Here is a 20,503-nt window from a genome sequence, read left to right as displayed (position 1 = left end):
GGACAGACATCGCAACTTCATTACGGCTACTCAGGATGTTCAGGTAAATTCCTTTGCTCTGAGTGGGATGGCCGCAGGGTCTGGTTCCTCGCGAACAGGGGAGAAGCCTGCTCAGGCGCATCCGGCATCTCAATCAGCTCTTTGTCGGAGTGCTCATCCAGTTCCCGCAGCAGGCGGTAGACCTGTGCCACGGCTTGCAAGGTTGCGCGCGGGATAAAGTGGCCGACATCGCTGTGATACAGCGTGCGCGCGAGCCAGACGAAACGGATCACCGGTACCCCGGCCTGACGGGCACGTTCGATCAGCTCTCGGGCCTGGGCATCATGACCTTTGCAGACGATGCGTGGCAGAGGTGTTTGTTCCGGCCGGTAGAACAAGGCCACCGCGTAGTGCGTCGGGTTGACCAACAGCATATCGGCATCTTCCACGGGGGCCCTGATGGAGGCCTGGGAGCCGGGTTCCTTGGTCAGCTCGCGGGCCAGCGACTTGCGTTGAGACTTCATATGGGGGTCGCCTTCCATCTCCTTGTACTCTTTACGTATGTCTTCGTGGTCCATGCGCTGACCCTTCATGAAGAAATACTTTTGCAAGCCGAAGTCGATGGCCGCGAGTACCAGCAGCACGCCCAGACAGGTGTGCGAAAGGCGAGAAAACAGATCGATCATCGCCAGCCAATAGGTGTCCAGATCGGTGTTGGCCAAGCCGATCAAGTCGCCCAGCGCCGGTGGCAATACCAGGTACAGCACGGTTGAAATCAGCACGGCCTTGCACAGGCTATTGAACAGATTGAACAACTGCTTGGAAGAAAACATCTGCTTGAATTGATTCAGTGGGTTGAGTCGATTGAAGTCGAGCTTGATGGCTGCGGGCGCGAACAATAGACCGAACTGGATCCAGCCGCCGATCAGACGCATCGCCACTGCCACTCCTAATACAGGCAGCATGAATAGCAGCAAGTCCCAGCCGGCCTTGCTCAAGACCTCATTCACTCCGGCGGCGAAGGGGCGGTCCAATTGGGCGAGGGGTAGGGCGACCAGTGCCTTGAGCTTGGCAATACCGCTGCTGGCGAGAGTGAGGATCAGCTCCAGCAGGGCGGCAAAGATAAACAGTTTGTGCACGTCCTGACTCTGCCCTACTTCGCCTTTTTTGCGGCCATCGTCGAGTTTTTTCTGGGTTGGCTGTTCGGTTTTTTCACCCATGGACGATTCCTTTTGATTCCTGGTCGATGGCGAGCATTACGCGCCCGTTCATCCCGGTGGCTTCAATAGCAATGGCAGGAGGTGACGAAGATCGCTCAACTCGTTCAGGCGACCATCGCCGAGCCAGCAGAGCATCGGCAGATACACCACCAGGAAGCCCAGGCCGACCAGACTCTTGGCCGGCATTGCCAGGGTTGAGACTTGCAGTTGCGGGCTGTACAGACTGAGGATCGCCATGCCGAATTCGATTAACAGCAGTAGGCCCACCAGTGGTGCGGCATAGAGCACCATAAAGCGAAAGGTGCTGGCCAGAAGCGTCAGGTAGACGTTGAAGCCCTCGGCTCTGGGGATGGGTGTCCATTGGGTCGCGGGCCAGACGCTGTAACTGTCCCAGATAATCTGGGTCAGGCTTGAGTAGCCGCCACCGAGAATCATCAGCAAAATCAATACCTGCTTGAACATATGCCCCAGCTCCGAGGTGTTATCACCGAGGGCCGGATTGATCTGCCCGCCGATCAGGGCACCGCGCTGGTTATCAAACAGGCAGCCGACTGATTCGAACAGCCAGAATGGCATGGCTATCAGCAACCCGAGCAGCAGGCCGATGACGCTTTCCTTGAGTACCAGTGCGCCGACGTCCAGCCAGCCCAACTCCTGACCGGCCAAGGCTGCGCGGATACCCGGCATCGGCACAAGGGCCAAGGCCAGGACAACGGAGTTACGCAACATCCCCTTGATTTCGTGAAAAGAGAACGCCGGGATCAGAAACAGACAGGGGTACAGGCGGGCCATGCCCAGGGTGAGGGCGAGGATCGATTCGGACAGTTCGTGCAAGGCCGGCTCGAACATCTCAGGCCCTCGTCTGCGCGATCATACCGAACGCCAGGTTGGTCAATTGCATCAGCTCGATTCCGATCCAGCGCCCGGTCAGCGCCAAAGCGATGCCCACCGCCACCAGCTTGACGGCGAATGGCAGGGTCTGGTCCTGCAATTGCATCACCGCTTGCAGCAATGAGGTGATGATGCCGACGACCACCGCCACGATCAGCGCCGGGGCAGACAGCACCACCACCAGCAGCATGGCCTGCTTGAACAGCGTCAGGGTTTCCATAAAGCCTCGGTTTGTCACAGATAGCTGTAGAACAGCCCGTCGAGCAAACGCGTCCAGCCGTCCACCAGAACGAACAGCAGAATTTTCAGCGGCAATGAGATGGTCATGGGTGCAACCATCTGCATGCCCAAGGCAAGCAGGATGTTGGACACGATCAGATCGATGACGATGAACGGGATGTAGATCAAGAATCCGATTTGAAAACCGGCCTGCAACTCCGATAGAACAAAGGCCGGTACGGTGAGCAGTAAGTCGTCGCGGCTGGCCTTGGCCGACATTTCCGCTGGCCACATTCGCTGGGTGTTTTCCAGCAGGTGGGTCTGGATATCCGGGTTGACGTTACGCGCCATAAACTGACGCAAGGGTTCGACCACGTGATTGGCGCCGCTTTGCATGGCCTCGAAATCCTCCATTTGCTCCGGCAGGCTCTTGACGCGTTGCCCCATATCGCTGAATACCGGGGCCATGATGAATAACGTCGCCGCCAGGGCGATGCCATACAGGGCCATGTTCGGCGGTACCTGCTGCACGCCGATGGCGTTGCGAGTGATCAGCAGGACCATGGAGATTTTCAGAAAAGCGGTGCAGATCATCATCAGCAACGGCACCAGGGACAAGGCACCGAGAAATAGCGCCAACGTCAGCGGATCGACGTTCTGCAGGTTCACCGTTGTGTTTCCAGGCGGGTGATTTGCAGACCCAGGCGCCCCTCGACATCTACCAGTTCGCCATGGGCCAGCGGTCGTTCGCCATGGCACAGGGTTGCATTGCCTGGGGCACAGCCGCTGAAAGTCAGTACCGAACCCACCGCCAGCGTACTCATTTGTCCCAGCGTCAAGGACAGGCTGCCCGCGCGCAGGGTCAGGGCAAGGGGCAGGTCGGCGAAACGTGCGAGTCTGTCATCGGCTTGTCGCGCATCGTTGAGTTCCGGGAGCTCTGGGTCGAGAGTCGCGAGTGCGTCGACAGCAGCAAGATTATCGATCGATGCATTCATAAGATTTTCTTCCAGGTCGGTGATGCTGAAACGCAGCGGGTTCGTCTCGTCCTGACGCAGGCCGAGGCGACAACCGCCAATGTGCAGGGTGCCTTGGCCGTCGGGGGCGAACAGGGGGTGCTCGGGCAAGAGAATGTCACCTGGACGCAGGGAGGCTGTTTGTGAACTGCTCAGCTCGGTGCGACCCAACAGAAGCGGGAGGATAACCAGCCAGTCGGCCTGCATGCTGCTCTGCCGGGGTTCCCAGCCGCCCTGGCCGAGCAGACCGAGAAGAGTCGCTGGGAGTAAGCGGACGCGGCTGTAAACCCGTAAACCATTGATTTGCGCCTCCAACAGACATTCCATGGCCCCTTCGACGACCGTTACCGTCGGCTGTAAATGGCCAAACAGGGTTTGCAGCTCGGGGCTCAGGTAGTGGTTGTAGAGCTGCCAGTACCAAGCATCATCCGGATCTTCGGACGCCGTTTCAGGTAGCAGCGCCGGACAGCTGGAGAGCAGGCCGAGCAAGGCTGTGGCGTCGCTGAGCCAGAGTGCGCCGGACTCGCTGGCGAGAACTCTGCCAGGCGTCCGGCCGAATGGTGTGGGCGCCAGGCGCAGGTTCAGGGAACCGGATGCCTGCTCAAGGCGAAACCGCAGGCTCAGGCCCTGACCTACACGTTGTCGGGCCAGGGCTTCATCGGCGGGCATGGCGCGAAAACTCAAGGTGCGAACCGACATTTCAATGCGCCTGCGCATCGAGAGTCAGTTGCACGCGGCGCCCGAGTCGTTGGCTGAGCCATTCGCGGAACACCTCACGGTTTGGCTGGCAGCGCTTGCAGGCTTCGCTCTGAGCGAAACGTACGGCGATCTCCAGGCTGTCACCGCAATTGATCAGCTGTACCGCCACTTTGCCCAGTTGCGGAAACTCGAAAAACGCTTCCATGGGGGCTTCACTGGATGGCGTCAGGTGGGTGTCGATGTGCGCGAGCAAGGCATCCCACAACTGCGTGGTGTGGGCGGGTGGCGAAGACGTCAGGGTGGATACGTGTTGCTCGTCGGCAAAACCGTCCGAGAAGCCGTCACCATTGAAGTCGGGGAAAAATGCCAGGCTGTTCGCGTCCGGATTCATCAGGTTCTGGAACAGTTCGCCTTCCTGCCGGGTCTCGCTCTCAAACTCGCGCGTGAACTCGATACGTGGTGCCCAATGGGGCTGTTCTGGGCGTGGCGGTTGCTCGGTACTGCGAGCGTTTGGTTTGAGCGGGGGATGCCTGGGGTTCATGACGCCTCCTGGGCCAGGTCAATCAGGTAATCGAGCTTTTCCATTTCGCGCTGACGCCGACGCATTTCCAGGCGGCTTCCCTCGACCCATTGAGACTGCTGCCGATACTCCTGCTCCAAGGCTTTATAAGTCCGTTCGTCGTCCTCGATACGGCGGATCGATTGTTGCTCCCTGGCTAGCCAGGTGTTCATTTCGCTGATGGACAGCGGCCGGTTGGCGTGCTGCTCGCGCAGTTCAATACGACTCTGACGATGGGCCTCATGCAACAGCTGCCGCTCCTGTTCCATGACTTCCAGGCGCTCGCGCAAGGTCTTGAGCACCTTCTGCTGGCGGTGCCAGCTCAGCTCGGCCATGCTCATGCGGTGTCGGCGAATCGGCGCCAGCAGGTCGAGGGTCTGGCCGAGGACGACCCTGCCAGGATCGTTGACGGGAACTTGCGAGTCGGGGTCAGAGTGGGACATCGGCAGTTACCTGTGAGAGGTGATCCAGGGTTTCTTCCAAAGACCGGGGTTCACGCAGCGACTGCTGCAAAAAGGCCGCGATCCGGGCATGTGAGTCCACTGCGCAATCGGTCAGGGGGTCGTTGCCTTGTTGGTACTCGCCGAGCTTGAGGAGCATCTCCACCTGCTGGTAAGCCGCCATGAGTTTGCGTATCTGCGTGGCATTACGCAGCTGTTTGGTTCCCACCACATTGCCCATTGTCCGGCTCAGGCTGGCGAGTACATCCACTGCCGGGAAATGCCCACGCTCGGCGAGTTGTCGAGACAGGACGATGTGCCCGTCGAGCAGCGAGCGAACTTCATCGGCAATCGGGTCATTCATCGAGTCTTGTTCGATCAGCACCGAGTACAGGGCGGTGATCACCCCGCTGTTGGTGCGTCCGGCCCGTTCCACCAGACGTGGCAATAGCCCATAGACCGACGGTGGCAACCCGCCACGCCCAGCAGGTTCACCACTGGCCAGGCCGATTTCTCGCTGGGCCCGGGCAAAGCGGGTCAGGGAGTCGATAATCAGCAAGGTCGACTTGCCTTGCTGGCGAAAGCCCTCGGCGATGGCAGTCGCGGTAAAGGCTGCGCGGGCGCGTTCCATGCTGCTGCGGTCCGAGGTGGCACAGACCAGCACCGTGCGGCTGCGCAGTTCGTCGTCGAGTTCGTGGTCGAGAAACTCGCGCAGTTCCCGTCCGCGCTCACCGATCAAGCCAAACACAATCGCTTTGCACGGGGTGTTACGCGCCAGCTCGGCCAACAGGGTGGTCTTGCCGCAGCCGGCCCCGGCAAAGATGCCGACGCGCTGGCCTTCACCCAGGGTCAGCAGGCCATCGATGGAACGCAGCCCGGTCGACAACGGTGACTCGATACGGGGTCGCTCGGTCGCTGCCGGTGCATCGCGGATCACCGGCAGTGCACCTGGGGTGCCCGCCTCGGCAAAGGCCGAAGGCCCGTCGTTGCTCAAGGATCTGCCGAAACCATCAAGCACCGCCCCTAACAGCTCATCCCCGACCACCAGGCTGTGGGGCTGGAACAAAGGGATGACCCGCGCGCCGATGGCAATGCCGTCCAGCGCTCCAAGGGCCGCCAGCAGGGTGTGCTGTCGGTCGAAGCCGACGATTTCCGCCATGACTTCAGTGCCATCGGCACGCTGGATCTGACACAGGTCACCGATCCGCGCCCTCGGCATCCGGCTGTGCAACAGGATGCCGTTGACCCCGACTATACGGCCATTGATTTCCACCGGCGCGCGGCGTTCCAGGCGTTCACGTTCGCTCTGGTGCCAGTGAGTGAGGCGCTCAAGAGCGGCCTGCATCACCAACTCAACTCGACACGACGGTCGCCTTCAAAGATCACTCGATGATCATTGATTTCCACTAGACGTACACCGTCCACTTCATCACCGAGAAACAGTCGCCGTCCATCGCTGGTCAGTATATGGGCCGGTCGGGTACCGCTGATCTGCACCACGTGGAACGGCAACAATGGGGCGGCTTCAGGCAGGGCGCTGAGCACTTGCAGTGGGCTTTGATAAAGATGCTCGAAGCGTTGCAGCATGCGCTCGGTCAATTGCAGGAGGTCATCTTCTTCAAAGCGCCCGTGCAGGTAGATCTTGCCATTTTCTTCGACGACGCTGATCCGCCCTTGCAGCTCACGCTCATTGAGCATTTTGCCCAGCACCTTTTGCACCTGGGCCGAGTCTTTGAGAATGCTCTTGGGCGCCGGTCCCTGGACCACCGGCAAAGGTTCCTGCCGGTTGTAGACCCAGAGCAGGGCCATCAGGAACGTCACCAGGGCACCGATCAGCAGCAGCGGTCCGAGCAACGATCGGGGGGCGCGAGCAGCCTGCACCCGGGACTCATCGTGTTCGGCGATCAACAGCTGGGGCTCCGTCGCCGGCTCGGTAGTGTCCCGAGGCTCGTCGTCCTCAGGCGGCCAATCGGTATTGGCACTGACCACTGATAACCAGACTCCATTCAGGGCGAAGGGCGTGCCGGGTTTGAACATGGCAATTTCGTCGACCCGGTGCCCTTCGCTGTCGGTAATGGCGCCTTCCTTGCGCACCAGGGACCATGTGTCGTCGATCAGTTGCAACAGGCAATGGTGATCCTTGATCCCGGGGTCATACAGGGCAAGGTCAGCGCTGGACGAAGAACCGATGCTCCATTGTTCACCTGTCAGTGGCAAGGCTGCCCCTCGGTGCAGGCCGGTGAGCACGCGTAACTCATACAGCATGTTGGGTTTCATGAGCATGCTCCGTCAGGCAACGTGTGCCTCCTCCAGATCGATGCGTCCGAGTACGTTGACTTGCGCGGAGGACAACAATTCGGCGAAAGACAGCACTGGCACATGATTGAACTCGTCGTTCAGCAGGCCATGCAGCGGGCTGCGCAGGTCCTGGGCTACCAGCAGCACCGGTGCTGGCCGTGTCCGCAACGGGAAGGCTTCGCGCAATTGCTCAATCAACGCACTACCCATTTCCGGCTCGAGGGCGAAGTAGGACTCACTCTGGGTCTGGCGCAGGGCATCGCGCAGCAACACTTCGGTTTCCGGGGTCACCAGCCAGGCGTGGAGGGTGCCGAGTTCAGAGTGCTGATGGCAGATCTGCGCCTTGAGTGCGATGCGCACGTAATCGGTCAGGACATTCAGGTCGCGTTCATGCTGGCCTTGCTCGATCAGGGTCTCGGCAATCGGTCGCATCGACCGCAGCGACACCAGTTCGGCGGACAGCCGCTGCAGTACGGAGGCGAAACGAGCCAGGGGCAGGGTGCGTTGCAGCTCCTGGGCCAGTTCCGGTTGTTCTCTTTCCAGCCAGCCGATGATCGCCTTGCTTTCCTGCAAACCGAGAAATTGCGGCCCGGTGGACTGGAAGGCGCGCCCCATACGCTCAAGGATCAATTCGTTGGCATGAATGCTCTCCACAACGTCTTTGAGCAGCAGCGGATCATCGGCCTCGAACCACAGCCATAGCCCCTCGTCGCGATCGGCGCGGCCGGGCAAGCCACCATCGTTTTCGTCAACCTGGCGATAGTCCACGGCGCGTCGGCTGGTGGTGAAAGTGGCGCGAATAAACGGCACTTCATAGACACAGAAGCGGAATTCGTCGACCTCGTGCAACTCGATGAATTCGATATCGAATGAGGGCAGTGTCAAGCCGAACTGATGCACCAGGGTATTACGTCGTTGACGGATGCTTTGCAGCAGTTGTTCCAGCTCGGGACTGTCCTTGTGGCTCGGATGAAATTGCAGCAGGTAAGCCCGTGAGGGGTTGAAACGCCGGATATCTTCGTACCCGTTCAGTTCCGGGGCGCCATTGCGCGAAGCATCGTCGTGGTCTTGCTGGATCTGTTTTTGGCGAATGCGCCAGAGCTGGAGCAAACCGCAGAACATACACAGCAGGCTGATGCTGACGAACACCAGGCTGGGCATCCCCGGAATGGCGGCAAAGCCGAGCATGCCGATGGACGAAAAAACCCAGGCCTTGGGTTGGCTGGTCAGTTGCTCGGCGATTTCGTGGCCGATGTTGGCATCCATCGCCTGGCTGTCCGGTGCCACGCGGGTGATGATCATCCCCGCCGTCAGAGAGATCAGCAGTGCCGGAATCTGTGCGATAAGGCCGTCACCGATGGTCAGCACCGAGTACAGGTGCATCGAGTCCGCCGGTTCCATATCGTTTTGCAACACGCCGATGGAAAAGCCGCCGATCAAGTTAATGAAGACGATAACCAGGCCGGCGATGGCATCGCCCTTGACGAATTTCATGGCGCCATCCATAGCGCCGAACAGCTGGCTTTCCTTGGACAATTGCTCGCGCCGCACGCGCGCTTCGTGGACATTGATAAGGTTGGCGCGCAGGTCACTGTCGATGGACATCTGCTTGCCCGGCATGGCGTCGAGGGTGAACCGTGCTGCCACTTCGGCGACCCGTTCCGAGCCTTTGGTAATCACCAGGAAGTTGACGATGGTCAGAATCAGGAAGATCACCAGCCCGACCGCCAGGTTGCCGCCAACCACGAAACTGCCAAAGGCTTCGACGATATGCCCGGCGTCCTGTTGCAGCAGAATCAGCCGGGTGGTAGCGATGGACAGCGCCAGGCGGAACATCGTGGTCAGCAACAGCACTGCCGGAAAGGTCGAGAATGCCAACGGGCGCGGCAAGTACATGGCCAGCACAATCAGCAGCGATGAAATGCAAATGTTCAGCGCAATCAGCACATCTACCAAGGCGGTGGGCAGGGGCAGGATCATCATAAAGACAATCGCCATGACCATCATCGCTCCGACGATTTCGGTGCGGCGCACTACCGCGATCGCCAGGCGGTTGAGCCAGTAGATCAAACGGTTCATGGTGCGGGGCGGCCGGTATCGGGCACGCCCATTATCTGACGCTCGTGCCTTGCGTGTTCATCCATCAGGTTCTGCAACAGCCGCAGGCCGTTCTGGCGGGATTTCAGGTCTTTCCACAGGGTAAGTGGCAGAGCCTGTAATAACGGATACAAACCATTGAAAAACAGCGGCTGCAAACGAGGTGCGTGGCCGATGGTTTCTTCGGCGAGCAGGGTCAGGTCGCGGGCGAAGACTCCGATGCCACAGAAACGCAGTACCCGCTTACCCATGGTCATTGCGGTCATGGTGTCGCCAGGTTTTTGGGGGGGGAATCGCTCAAGTAGGGCCTGGCAGGTTTTAAGCAGGTTGTTCAGCTGACCGGAGGCTCCCAGTCCCCGCAACATCGAACGTAGAACACTGGTGGGCAAGGACGGCGCAAGGGCGGCGATATCATCCGCCAGAGCCCGCTGCAACGTGCGCAGGCCCCGTGGAAACTGCTCTTCAGTGAAGCGTTCGAGCAGGGCTTCGAGCAAGATGGCCAGCGGCTGCTGCTGCCCGATTGCTTTGTAATACACCTGGCGCATGGCACTGCGTTGTTCCGGATCGCGGCTGAACAAGGCAATCGCGCTGGCGGTATTCAAGCCCGCGCGGATCTTCTCGCCATGCAACTGACGCAGTTCGTCGATGGCCGTGCGAGTGATGTCCGTGTCTGTTTCACGACCTTCGGCCATGGCCAGGCGCAAGGTCTGTTGAAGAACAATATCGGTGAGTGCTGGATCGTTACCGGTCGTCTGCAACAGGTCCGGCATTGAAGGCTGCTGTTGCAACAGCGACTGCATGCGCCGGGCCTGCTGCTCCAGACTTGGCTGGTCGGTGCGTTCGAGCAGGCGATACATCTCGACCAGCTTCTCGACCCGCTCGACCCGCTGCGATTTGCTTGACTCACTGACATTGCGCTCATCAAGGCCCTTGCTGTGACGCTCCACACTTTCGCTGAACTTCAGTGCCACCTCTTCCATGGAGTCGACCAATGGGTTTCTGGCACTGGTTGCCCTTTCACTGCCGAATGCTTGCCGGGGAGCGATATCGAGAGGGGGCATCACATCGTTATCGTTTCTGATCTTCATCGGGGATCGCCACAGCACATGTGTGTTCTGTGTGGCGAATGGAGGCTGCCGGTTCCATGGTTTTTTTAACAACATGAATGCTGTGCCAGAACAGGCACGGCGTTTGTGTCGATAGTGCAACAAGTGGCAAAAAAAGCTTATTTCTGAACAATAAAACCATATGTATCAACTACTTGATAATGTAAAAAAGTTGGTACATTCGCTGCTCTCTCTTCTCCCTCACCAATGTTGGCAATCATGAGTGATGAGGGATTAAACGTGGAACTGAACAACGTTCAGAAGGAAGTGAAAGTCGCTGGCGCGACCCATATGGATCTGGGTGAGGTAGTTAAAGGCAGTGAGAAAAAACTCCGGTTTTTTATCATGAAACGGGTCTTCAATCGGGCCGATGTCGATGACCTGATGCAAATGACTTATCTGGAAGCCCTGCGCAATCAACATAAATTTCTTGGTGCCTCGAAACCGGAAACCTGGTTATTCGGCATTGCTCGCAACCTCGTGAGCAACTACTTCAAAAGAATGTATAACCAGCCTCAGTTCGGTGTGCTGGAAGAACTGGCAGTCGAACGTCTTGAGTGCGGTCACGACCCGAGCCATGTCAGTGAGCATCATCGGGTGTTGAACCGGACCATGGCGGCAATCGACGAACTGTCCATGGAAATGCGCACAGTGATCAACCTGGTGGTCGATTCCGATATCACTTACCAGGATGCGGCCGAACGCTTGGGCATACCCATTGGCACCGTGCGTTCGCGAATCGCCAGGGCGCGCGACAAGCTGAAAATGAGCGTTTACGCAGGGAGGATCCAATCATGAATGACTTCATTGCAATAACCCCTGCAACACCTGCGCAAATCCTGCCCCGGGGTATTCGCGAGTCAACGGACAGCGATCTGCCGGCGATGATGGAGATATTCAATGAAACCGCCGGCACTGGCTCCAACTCGCCGGTGACGCGGGCATTGACCCTGGAGGAGGTGGCTTTCCAGATTAACCTCTACAAGTGCGACAAAATGCCTGTGTACGTCCTCGAGCGCGACGGCGAAGTGCTTGGCTGGTTGTCGATCAATCGTTTCTGTTGGGGCAGTCAGGCCTGCCACACTACCGGAGAAATGGGGATTTATGTGCGTGCCGATCACTGTGGCACCGGGATGGGCGTGCGCCTCGCCCGGACCGCGGTGATCCTCGGCCGACAGTATGGTCTTGAAACCATCGTAGGCTGGATCATGGCTGCGAACCTTCCGAGTCAGCGCATGGCTCAGGCCATTGGCGCACGTTTGTGGGCGCGAATGCCGAACATCGCACGCTTTGGTCAAAAGCGTGCCGATGTATTGATGTTCGGTCTGCCATTGTACGAGGAGTTGCCCACGGAACCAGGCGACGAGGCGGCTTCGGCGGCGAATGGAATGCAGACCTCATAACTCTGAAACCCCTGAAGGGCAGTGAGCTACCGCACCACAGGCCGACCCGCCCAGCCGCGATCTGTCGTTGCACCATGAGTCTTTTCATGGAGACCGATCGCGGTGTGGGGCTTCTCTTCAAATCGGTAGCGGTCCCATCCACGGCCACTTCACCGCGGGCGATGACTAACGCAGTTAACCTCATCACCTTTTCAGCACGTTCCAACCTCTGATGGAACACAACAACCACTCATCATTGAAATACAAAGCAACCTAACTATTGCGTTGACATTCGCTGCCTAGGCAGTAACATCTCGTCATACATTCTCTGCCTAGGCAGCTAATCGGTGGTTAGATGAAGCATTTCACCCCAGAAAATTTCCAGCATTGCCATCTCGGCCTTCTGCTCGGGCGTGCCGCGCTGCTCAAGGACCGGATCATCGACACACACATGGAACCCCACGGCATCACGGCCGCGCAGTTCAAAGTGCTGATCATCATGGCCCAGTTCGGCGTCAACACTCCGGCTGAGCTGTGCCGTCACCTGTCGCTGGACAGCGGTTCGATGACCCGCATGCTCGATCGTCTGGAACAGAAAAGTTTCCTCGCCCGCCAACGCTCCGAGGCAGACCGGCGTCAGGTGCAGCTGGTGCTGACCGAACAGGGCCAGCAGTTGACCGATCAGCTGCCGCAGATCGGCGCCGATGCCATGAATGAGCTGGCCGGCGCCATTACCCCGGAAGAATTGAAAACCCTGGAACAAATCCTGAAGAAAATTCTGGTAGCCGCGGGTGACTCGATCACGTTGCTGCGGGTAGGTGGCAATGAACAGTAAAAGCCTGCGTAGCGGCCTGAGCCTGGTGCTGTTGGCCATGAGCCTCGCCGGCTGCGCCAGTTACAGCGGCCTGACCACCGAAGGCGTCAGCCTCGATGCGAAAAATCTTAAGGCCGGGCAATCCCTCACCGGCGTGACCCTATCGCCCGCGGCATGGCCAAAAAGCGATTGGTGGAAAAGCCTTGGCGATCCGCAGCTCGACGGTCTGATCCGCGAAGCCCTGCACGACAGCCCCGACATGCAAATCGCCGACGCCCGCGCCCATCAGGCCAGCGCTGCCGCGTATGCCGCCGGCGCCGCGCGGATGCCGACCCTGGATGCCAGCGCCGGCGTCAGCCGTTCGCGTCTGGCTCGCGATCAGGACCCGAGCGGGCAGGGTGGCACCTATTCCACCGTGCGTAATCTCGGTGCGAGTTTCAACTACAACTTCGACCTTTGGGGCGGCCAGCGCGATGCCTGGGAAGCCGCATTGGGTCAGGCCCGTGCCGCCGAAGTCGATCAGCAGGCCGCACAGCTGACCTTGTCCGCTGACGTCGCCCGCGCCTACAGCGATCTGGGGCAGGCGCACATCATCCATGACCTGGCCAGCGAAGACCTCAAGCGCACCCAACAAATGCTCGACCTCAGCCAACGTCGCCTGAGCTCGGGGATCGACAGCCAGTACCAGTTCCAGCAGACCGAAAGCCTGGAAGCCAGCGCCCAGGCCAGCCTGATCGACGCCGAGAAACGCCTGCAAAGCGCAAAAATCGCCTTGGCGGTGCTGCTGGGCAAAGGCCCGGATCGCGGCAATGAAATCGCCCGACCGAAAGTTCTTCAGGCCAGCGCCGTGGCTTTGCCGTCGGTGCTGCCGGCGGAATTGCTTGGGCGTCGTCCGGACCTGGTGGCGGCACGCTGGCGGGTTGAAGCCGCGAGCAAAAACATCGCGGCGGGCAAGACTCAGTTCTACCCCAACCTCAACCTGAGCGCGGCGGCGGGTGTCGAGTCGTTGCTGGGCGATGCGATGTTCGGTTCCGCCAGTCGCTTCTTCAATGTCGCGCCGACGATCTCGGTGCCGATTTTTGACGGTGGCCGTTTGCGGGCCGACCTCGACTCCCGTGACGCCGATTACGACCTCGCGGTGGCGCAGTACAACAAAAGCCTGGTGAAAGCCTTGGGCGATGTCAGCGACACCATCAACCAGTTGCGCGATATCGGTCGGCAAATCGGCGCCCAGCAGCACGCCACCGACATTGCCCAGGATTCTTACAACACCGTGGTCCAGCGTTACGGTTCCGGCATCGGTAACTACCTGGACGTACTCAGCATCGAGCAGCAATTGCTCCAGGCCCAGCGTCAGCTGGCCAACCTGAATGCCGAGCAGATCGACCTGTCGATTCAACTGATGCAAGCGCTGGGCGGCGGCTTCCAGGGCGAAACCCTGACCGCGGCCAACGCAACCCCAGCCACGCAGCACAACTAATTCAAGGTACCCGTCATGGCCACTGTCGATACATCCCAAGCCCCTGACAACGCTCAAGACACGAGCAATCCACGCAAACGCAAAGTGATGCTGTTTGTACTAACCATCGTGGTGATCCTCGCCGGGCTCGGAGTCTGGGGTTATCACGAATTCTTCGGTCGCTGGAATGAAAGCACCGACGACGCCTATGTGAACGGCAACGTGGTGGAAATCACTCCGCTGGTCACCGGCACCGTGGTCAGTATTGGCGCTGATGATGGCGATCTGGTCCACGAAGGCCAGGTGCTGGTCAACTTCGACCCGAACGACGCCGAAGTCGGTCTGCAAAGTGCCCAGGCCAATCTGGCCCGCACCGTGCGCCAGGTGCGCGGTTTGTACAGCAACGTCGACGGCATGAAAGCCCAGGTCAATGCGCAGCAGGCCGAGGTGCAAAAGGCTCAGGACAACTTCAATCGCCGGAAAAACCTCGCCGCTGGTGGGGCGATTTCCCAGGAAGAACTGTCCCATGCCCGCGACGATCTGACCTCGGCGCAAAACGCCTTGGCCAACGCCAAACAACAGCTCATGACCACCAGCGCGCTAGTGGATGACACCGTGGTGTCGTCGCACCCGGACGTGATGTCCGCCGCCGCGCAATTGCGTCAGGCGTACCTCACCCATGCCCGCAGCACTTTGATCGCGCCGGTCACCGGTTACGTTGCCAAACGCAGTGTGCAACTCGGTCAGCGGGTCCAGCCGGGCACCGCGCTGATGGCGGTGATCCCGCTGGATCAGCTGTGGATCGACGCCAACTTCAAGGAAACCCAACTGCGTGACATGCGCATCGGTCAGCCGGTAGACATCGAGGCCGACCTCTACGGCAGCGACGTCAAATACAGCGGCACCATCGACAGCCTCGGTGCCGGGACCGGCAGCGCGTTTGCCTTGCTGCCGGCGCAGAACGCCACCGGTAACTGGATCAAGATCGTCCAGCGGGTGCCGGTGCGGATTCACATCAACGCCGAAGAACTGGCCAAGCACCCATTGCGGGTCGGCCTGTCGACTCAGGTCGATGTGAACCTGCGTGACCAGAGCGGTCCGGTGCTGGCGCAACAGCCGCCGCAAAAGGCTTCGTTCAGCACCGGCATCTACGACCGTCAGTTGGCCGAGGCCGATGCGATGATCACCCAGCTAATCCACGACAACAGCGCCGCGGTCACTAAAACCGCGCACCGCTGATTCGCCATCACACCGACCCTGTGGGAGCGAGCTTTTGTGGCGAGGGGGCTTGTCGGAACGCCGCATCGCCCCGTTGGACTGCGCAGCAGTCCCATCTTCTAGGGCCGCTTCGCGACCCAACGGGGGCAAGCCCCCTCGCCACAGCTCGCTCCCATAAGGTCAGCTGCGTCAGTAACAGGCGCTGCGCCAATCAGGTTTCAAAGGATTTGCGATGAGCAATAACGCGTCTTTCACGCCGCCCAGCCTGCTGCTCAGCACCATCGGCCTGTCGCTGGCGACCTTCATGCAGGTGCTCGACACCACTATCGCCAACGTGGCCTTGCCGACGATTTCCGGCAACCTGGGCGTGAGTTCGGAGCAGGGCACCTGGGTCATCACCTCGTTTGCCGTAAGCAACGCCATTGCGCTGCCGCTGACCGGTTGGCTCAGCCGGCGTTTTGGTGAGGTGAAGCTGTTTCTCTGGGCGACGATGCTGTTCGTGCTGGCGTCGTTTCTCTGTGGCATCTCGACCTCAATGCCGGAGCTGATCGGCTTTCGGGTGCTTCAAGGCCTGGTGGCCGGGCCGTTGTATCCGATGACGCAGACGCTGTTGATCGCGGTCTATCCGCCCGCCAGGCGAGGCATGGCCCTGGCGTTGCTGGCGATGGTCACGGTGGTGGCGCCGATTGCCGGGCCGATTCTCGGCGGTTGGATCACCGACAGTTACAGCTGGCCGTGGATCTTCTTTATCAACGTACCGATCGGGATTTTCGCGGTGATGGTAGTGCGCCAGCAACTCAAGGCGCGTCCAGTGGTGACCAGTTACCAGCCAATGGATTACGTGGGTTTGATCACGTTGATCATCGGTGTCGGCGCGTTGCAGGTGATCCTCGACAAGGGCAATGACCTGGACTGGTTTGAGTCGAATTTCATCATCATCGGCGCGGCTATTTCAGTGATTGCGCTGGCGGTGTTCGTGATCTGGGAAATGACCGACAAGCATCCGGTGGTCAACCTGCGGCTGTTCGCCCACCGCAACTTCCGCATCGGCACCATCGTGCTGGTGGGCGGTTACGCCGGTTTCTTCGGCATCAACCTGATCCTGCCGCAATGGCTGCAAACCCAAATGGGCTACACCGCCACCTGGGCCGGATTGGCGGTGGCACCGATCGGCATTCTGCCGGTGCTGCTGTCGCCGTTTGTCGGCAAGTACGCGCACAAATTCGACCTGCGACTGTTGGCCGGTGGCGCGTTCCTGTGCATCGGGTTGAGTTGCTTCATGCGCGCCGGGTTTACCAACGAAGTGGACTTCCAGCACATCGCCCTGGTGCAGCTGTTCATGGGCATTGGCGTGGCGCTGTTCTTCATGCCGACCTTGAGCATTTTGATGTCGGATTTGCCGCCGAGCCAGATTGCCGATGGCGCGGGCCTTGCGACGTTCCTGCGGACCTTGGGCGGCAGTTTTGCGGCGTCGTTGACCACCTGGATCTGGATTCGCCGCGCCGATCAGCACCATGCGTATTTGAGTGAAAGCATCACCACGTACGAGCCGGCGACCCGGGATGCCTTGAATGCGTTGGGCGGGGCGGGTAACCCGGCTTACGCGCAGCTGGATCATGTGCTGACCAGCCAAGCGTACATGCTCTCCACCGTTGATTACTTCACGTTGCTGGGATGGGCGTTCATGGGGTTGATTCTGCTGGTGTGGCTGGCGAAACCGCCGTTTGCGGCGAAGGCAGGACCGGCCTCGGCAGGCCATTGAGGCAAAACGCGGTCAATGTGGGAGCGGGCTTGCTCGCGAAGGCGGTGTGACAGTCAACAGAGATGCTGAATGTGAATCCGTCTTCGCGAGCAAGCCCGCTCCCACAAGGGTTTTGTGTTTGGCCGTTAGTTTGCGGGTGCTGCCAGTTGTGGCGGCGGGGTGAAATCAAACGGCGCCAACGCAAACCCTTGCTCATCCACCTGCAACGCCCAGCCCTGACGATCCCAATCCCCCAACACAATGCGTTTGGCCGACTGCTCGCCAATCTGCAATTTGTGGATGGCGGGGCGATGGGTGTGCCCGTGGATCAAGGTCTTCACACCATATTGCTGCATGACCCGCGGCACTTCTTCCGGAGTGACATCAACAATGTCATTGGCCTTCATCCGCGTTTGTGCACGGCTTTCACTTCGCAGCTTGCGCCCCAGTTTGTGGCGAGTGCGCAAGGGCAGATGCCGCAGGATGAACAGGGTAATCGGGTTGCGCAGGTAGCGCCGCAGCTTCATATAAGCTTCGTCGCGGGTGCAGAGGCTGTCGCCGTGCATCAACAGCACAGGCTCGCCGTAAAACTGCACGACACTCGGGTCTTTCAACAACGTGCAGCCGGCCTGTTTGCAGAAGGCCTGGCCAAGCATGAAGTCGCGATTGCCGTGCATCAGAAAAATGGCCGTGCCGCTGTCGCTAAGTTCGCGCAGGGCCTGGCAGATGGAACGCTGGAAGGCTGTCATGGCATCGTCGCCAATCCACGCCTCGAAAAAGTCGCCCAGAATGTACAGCGCACTCGCGGAGCGGGCACGTCTAGCGAGCAAATCCAGAAACGCCCGGGTAATGTCCGGGCGCTCCTCTTCCAGATGCAAGTCTGAAATCAGCAGTATCACTCAATGATCTCGGCTTTCTCGATGATCACGTCTTCTGCTGGTACGTCCTGGTGGCCGGCTTTGGAAGTCGTGGCCACGCCTTTGATCTTGTCGACCACGTCGGTGCCTTCAACTACTTTAGCGAATACGGCGTAGCCCCAACCCTGAGCGGTTTTGCCGCTGTGGTTCAGGAAGCTGTTGTCAGCCACGTTGATGAAGAACTGGGCGGAAGCCGAATGCGGCTCCATGGTCCGGGCCATGGCTACGCTGTACTTCACGTTCGGCAGGCCGTTGTCGGCTTCGTTCTGGATGCTTGGGCGCTTGTCTTTCTTTTCTTTCATGCCTGGCTCGAAACCGCCGCCCTGGATCATGAAGTTACCGATGACACGGTGGAAAACAGTGTTTTCGTAGTGACCGGCTTTAACGTACTCGATGAAGTTGGCCACGGTGATCGGGGCTTTCTCAGCGTTCAGCTCCAGGACGATGTCGCCATGGTTGGTGGTCAGTTTGACTTGGGTCATGATCGGTACTCTTTTTTCTATGAATTCGTGGGTTTCGGGGCGTTCAGGCCCTCAACCAGTCCGGCCAGTGTCGGCCAAGGCAGGCAGTTTAGCGTGCCGGGCGCGAATTTCGAGGCTGTTTTTCATTGGCAGCCGATTAAATGCAGCCGATTGCCGGCCTGCTCTGTCAGCCACTTGACAGCATCGGCTATGATAAGCCCCTTTGATTTATAACAGCCGCTTTGATTTGGCCAACTGGCCGCGCACTTGTACGTTCAAGGATCCTATGAGCAAGCCCACTGTCGACCCTACCTCGAATTCCAAGACCGGCCCTGCCGTGCCGGTCAATTTCCTGCGCCCGATCATCCAGGCGGACCTGGACTCGGGTAAGCACACGCAGATCGTCACCCGTTTCCCGCCTGAGCCCAACGGCTACCTGCACATCGGTCACGCCAAGTCGATCTGTGTGAACTTCGGTCTGGCTCAGGAATTCGGCGGCGTCACGCACCTGCGTTTCGACGACACCAACCCGGCCAAGGAAGACCAGGAATACATCGACGCGATCGAAAGCGACGTCAAATGGCTGGGCTTCGAATGGTCCGGTGAAGTGCGCTATGCCTCGCAGTATTTCGACCAGTTGCACGACTGGGCGGTTGAGCTGATCAAGGCCGGCAAGGCTTACGTTGATGACTTGAGCCCTGAACAAGCCAAGGAATATCGCGGCACGCTGACCGAGCCGGGCAAGAACAGCCCGTTCCGTGACCGCTCCGTGGAAGAAAACCTCGACTGGTTCGCCCGCATGCGCGCCGGTGAATTCCCGGACGGCGCACGTGTGCTGCGGGCCAAGATCGACATGGCCTCGCCGAACATGAACCTGCGCGACCCGATCATGTATCGCATCCGTCACGCGCATCACCACCAGACCGGCGACAAGTGGTGCATCTACCCGAACTACGACTTCACCCACGGTCAGTCGGACGCCATCGAAGGCATCACCCATTCGATCTGCACCCTGGAGTTCGAAAGCCACCGTCCGCTGTACGAGTGGTTCCTCGACAACCTGCCCGTACCGGCGAAGCCGCGTCAGTATGAGTTCAGCCGCCTGAACCTGAACTACACCATCACCAGCAAGCGCAAGCTCAAGCAACTGGTCGATGAAAAGCACGTTCATGGCTGGGACGATCCGCGCATGTCCACGCTGTCGGGCTTCCGCCGCCGTGGCTACACGCCGAAATCGATCCGCAACTTCTGCGAAATGATCGGCACCAACCGTTCCGACGGCGTCGTCGATTTCGGCATGCTCGAATTCAGCATCCGTGACGACCTCGACCACAGCGCCCCGCGTGCCATGTGCGTATTGCGTCCGCTGAAAGTCGTGATCACCAACTACCCGGAAGGCCAGGTCGAAAACCTCGAATTGGCGTGCCACCCGAAAGAAGACATGGGCGTGCGCGTATTGCCATTTGCCCGTGAACTCTACATCGACCGTGAAGACTTCATGGAAGAGCCGCCAAAAGGCTACAAGCGCCTGGAGCCGAACGGCGAAGTGCGTCTGCGCGGCAGCTACGTGATCCGTGCCGACGAAGCGATCAAGGACGCCGATGGCAACATCGTCGAACTGCGTTGCTCCTACGATCCGCAAACCCTGGGCAAGAACCCTGAAGGCCGCAAGGTCAAAGGCGTGGTGCACTGGGTGCCGGCCGCGGCCAGCGTCGAATGCGAAGTGCGTCTGTACGATCGCCTGTTCCGTTCGGCCAACCCTGAAAAGGCCGAAGACAGCGCCAGTTTCCTGGACAACATCAACCCTGACTCGCTGCAAGTCCTCACCGGTTGTCGTGCCGAACCTTCGCTTGGCAATGCACAGCCGGAAGACCGTTTCCAGTTCGAGCGCGAAGGTTACTTCGTCGCGGATATCAAGGACTCGAAGCCCGGTCATCCGGTGTTCAACCGTACCGTGACCCTGCGCGATTCGTGGGGCCAGTGATTCAGC

The 20,503-nt window shown here is 59.5% G+C and carries 20 protein-coding genes; 7 read left to right on the top strand and 13 right to left on the bottom strand.

Annotated features, from left to right (window positions below):
• Positions 1-26: 26 nt before the first annotated feature.
• From sctU to sctW, 11 genes are read right to left on the bottom strand one after another with little or no spacing between them, the layout of a single operon-like run.
• Positions 27-1,199, bottom strand: coding sequence for a type III secretion system export apparatus subunit SctU (gene sctU / locus AB7M29_RS24540; protein WP_454248193.1), 1,173 nt, complete (start codon positions 1,197-1,199; stop codon positions 27-29).
• Positions 1,200-1,247: 48 nt separating this feature from the next.
• A complete protein-coding gene (sctT, locus tag AB7M29_RS24535) occupies positions 1,248-2,048 on the bottom strand; it encodes a type III secretion system export apparatus subunit SctT (RefSeq protein WP_217857177.1) in 801 nt (266 codons plus the stop codon).
• A gap of 1 nt (position 2,049) precedes the next feature.
• Positions 2,050-2,310: a type III secretion system export apparatus subunit SctS gene (gene sctS / locus AB7M29_RS24530; RefSeq protein WP_217857176.1), complete on the bottom strand. Its 261-nt coding sequence runs from the start codon at positions 2,308-2,310 to the stop codon at positions 2,050-2,052.
• A gap of 14 nt (positions 2,311-2,324) precedes the next feature.
• The gene (sctR, locus tag AB7M29_RS24525) at positions 2,325-2,978 is read right to left on the bottom strand and encodes a type III secretion system export apparatus subunit SctR (protein WP_367616774.1); all 654 of its coding nucleotides are present in this window, start codon (positions 2,976-2,978) and stop codon (positions 2,325-2,327) included.
• Positions 2,975-4,021 (bottom strand): FliM/FliN family flagellar motor switch protein, encoded by a 1,047-nt coding sequence (locus tag AB7M29_RS24520; RefSeq protein ID WP_217857175.1) that lies wholly within the window; start codon positions 4,019-4,021, stop codon positions 2,975-2,977. The genes sctR and AB7M29_RS24520 overlap by 4 nt, the downstream gene beginning before the upstream one ends.
• A 1-nt stretch (position 4,022) precedes the next feature.
• Positions 4,023-4,562 carry a type III secretion system HrpP C-terminal domain-containing protein gene (locus AB7M29_RS24515; protein WP_217857174.1) on the bottom strand — a complete coding sequence of 180 codons (540 nt, stop codon included), beginning with the start codon at positions 4,560-4,562 and terminating at the stop codon, positions 4,023-4,025.
• Positions 4,559-5,023 (bottom strand): type III secretion protein, encoded by a 465-nt coding sequence (locus tag AB7M29_RS24510; protein ID WP_454248192.1) that lies wholly within the window; start codon positions 5,021-5,023, stop codon positions 4,559-4,561. The genes AB7M29_RS24515 and AB7M29_RS24510 overlap by 4 nt, the downstream gene beginning before the upstream one ends.
• A complete protein-coding gene (locus AB7M29_RS24505; RefSeq protein WP_217857172.1) occupies positions 5,010-6,365 on the bottom strand; it encodes a FliI/YscN family ATPase in 1,356 nt (451 codons plus the stop codon). The genes AB7M29_RS24510 and AB7M29_RS24505 overlap by 14 nt, the downstream gene beginning before the upstream one ends.
• Positions 6,365-7,297: an FHA domain-containing protein gene (locus AB7M29_RS24500; protein WP_454248191.1), complete on the bottom strand. Its 933-nt coding sequence runs from the start codon at positions 7,295-7,297 to the stop codon at positions 6,365-6,367. The genes AB7M29_RS24505 and AB7M29_RS24500 overlap by 1 nt, the downstream gene beginning before the upstream one ends.
• Positions 7,298-7,309: 12 nt before the next feature.
• Positions 7,310-9,397 carry a type III secretion system export apparatus subunit SctV gene (gene sctV / locus AB7M29_RS24495; RefSeq protein ID WP_217857171.1) on the bottom strand — a complete coding sequence of 696 codons (2,088 nt, stop codon included), beginning with the start codon at positions 9,395-9,397 and terminating at the stop codon, positions 7,310-7,312.
• Positions 9,394-10,503: a type III secretion system gatekeeper subunit SctW gene (gene sctW, locus AB7M29_RS24490; protein ID WP_217857170.1), complete on the bottom strand. Its 1,110-nt coding sequence runs from the start codon at positions 10,501-10,503 to the stop codon at positions 9,394-9,396. The genes sctV and sctW overlap by 4 nt, the downstream gene beginning before the upstream one ends.
• A 258-nt stretch (positions 10,504-10,761) precedes the next feature.
• Here sctW and AB7M29_RS24485 point away from each other — a divergent pair, with 258 nt between their 5' ends.
• The 6 genes from AB7M29_RS24485 (at position 10,762) to AB7M29_RS24460 (ending at position 17,156) form a co-directional block, all read left to right on the top strand.
• Complete coding sequence (locus AB7M29_RS24485; protein WP_217857169.1) at positions 10,762-11,319, top strand: RNA polymerase sigma factor; 558 nt, start codon at positions 10,762-10,764, stop codon at positions 11,317-11,319.
• A complete protein-coding gene (locus AB7M29_RS24480) occupies positions 11,316-11,924 on the top strand; it encodes a GNAT family N-acetyltransferase (RefSeq protein ID WP_217857168.1) in 609 nt (202 codons plus the stop codon). The genes AB7M29_RS24485 and AB7M29_RS24480 overlap by 4 nt, the downstream gene beginning before the upstream one ends.
• Positions 11,925-12,258: 334 nt before the next feature.
• On the top strand, positions 12,259-12,738 hold the full coding sequence (locus tag AB7M29_RS24475) for a MarR family winged helix-turn-helix transcriptional regulator (protein ID WP_454248190.1): 480 nt from the start codon (positions 12,259-12,261) through the stop codon (positions 12,736-12,738).
• Positions 12,728-14,197: an efflux transporter outer membrane subunit gene (locus AB7M29_RS24470; RefSeq protein WP_454248189.1), complete on the top strand. Its 1,470-nt coding sequence runs from the start codon at positions 12,728-12,730 to the stop codon at positions 14,195-14,197. Before AB7M29_RS24475 ends, AB7M29_RS24470 begins: the two co-directional genes overlap by 11 nt.
• Positions 14,198-14,212: 15 nt before the next feature.
• Complete coding sequence (locus AB7M29_RS24465; RefSeq protein ID WP_217857165.1) at positions 14,213-15,415, top strand: HlyD family secretion protein; 1,203 nt, start codon at positions 14,213-14,215, stop codon at positions 15,413-15,415.
• A gap of 211 nt (positions 15,416-15,626) precedes the next feature.
• Complete coding sequence (locus tag AB7M29_RS24460; protein ID WP_454248188.1) at positions 15,627-17,156, top strand: DHA2 family efflux MFS transporter permease subunit; 1,530 nt, start codon at positions 15,627-15,629, stop codon at positions 17,154-17,156.
• A gap of 125 nt (positions 17,157-17,281) precedes the next feature.
• Here the strand turns inward: AB7M29_RS24460 and lpxH are convergent, their stop codons facing one another.
• A complete protein-coding gene (lpxH, locus tag AB7M29_RS24455) occupies positions 17,282-18,034 on the bottom strand; it encodes a UDP-2,3-diacylglucosamine diphosphatase (protein ID WP_217857163.1) in 753 nt (250 codons plus the stop codon).
• A complete protein-coding gene (locus AB7M29_RS24450; protein WP_052967714.1) occupies positions 18,031-18,534 on the bottom strand; it encodes a peptidylprolyl isomerase in 504 nt (167 codons plus the stop codon). The genes lpxH and AB7M29_RS24450 overlap by 4 nt, the downstream gene beginning before the upstream one ends.
• A gap of 265 nt (positions 18,535-18,799) precedes the next feature.
• On the opposite strand from AB7M29_RS24450, the gene AB7M29_RS24445 reads away from it, so the two are divergent.
• Positions 18,800-20,497 (top strand): glutamine--tRNA ligase/YqeY domain fusion protein, encoded by a 1,698-nt coding sequence (locus tag AB7M29_RS24445; protein ID WP_217857162.1) that lies wholly within the window; start codon positions 18,800-18,802, stop codon positions 20,495-20,497.
• The last annotated feature ends 6 nt before the right edge of the window (positions 20,498-20,503 follow it).

It is taken from the genome of Pseudomonas sp. F-14 TE3623, from assembly GCF_053629015.1.
This window is presented reverse-complemented; position numbering and strand designations above follow the sequence as displayed.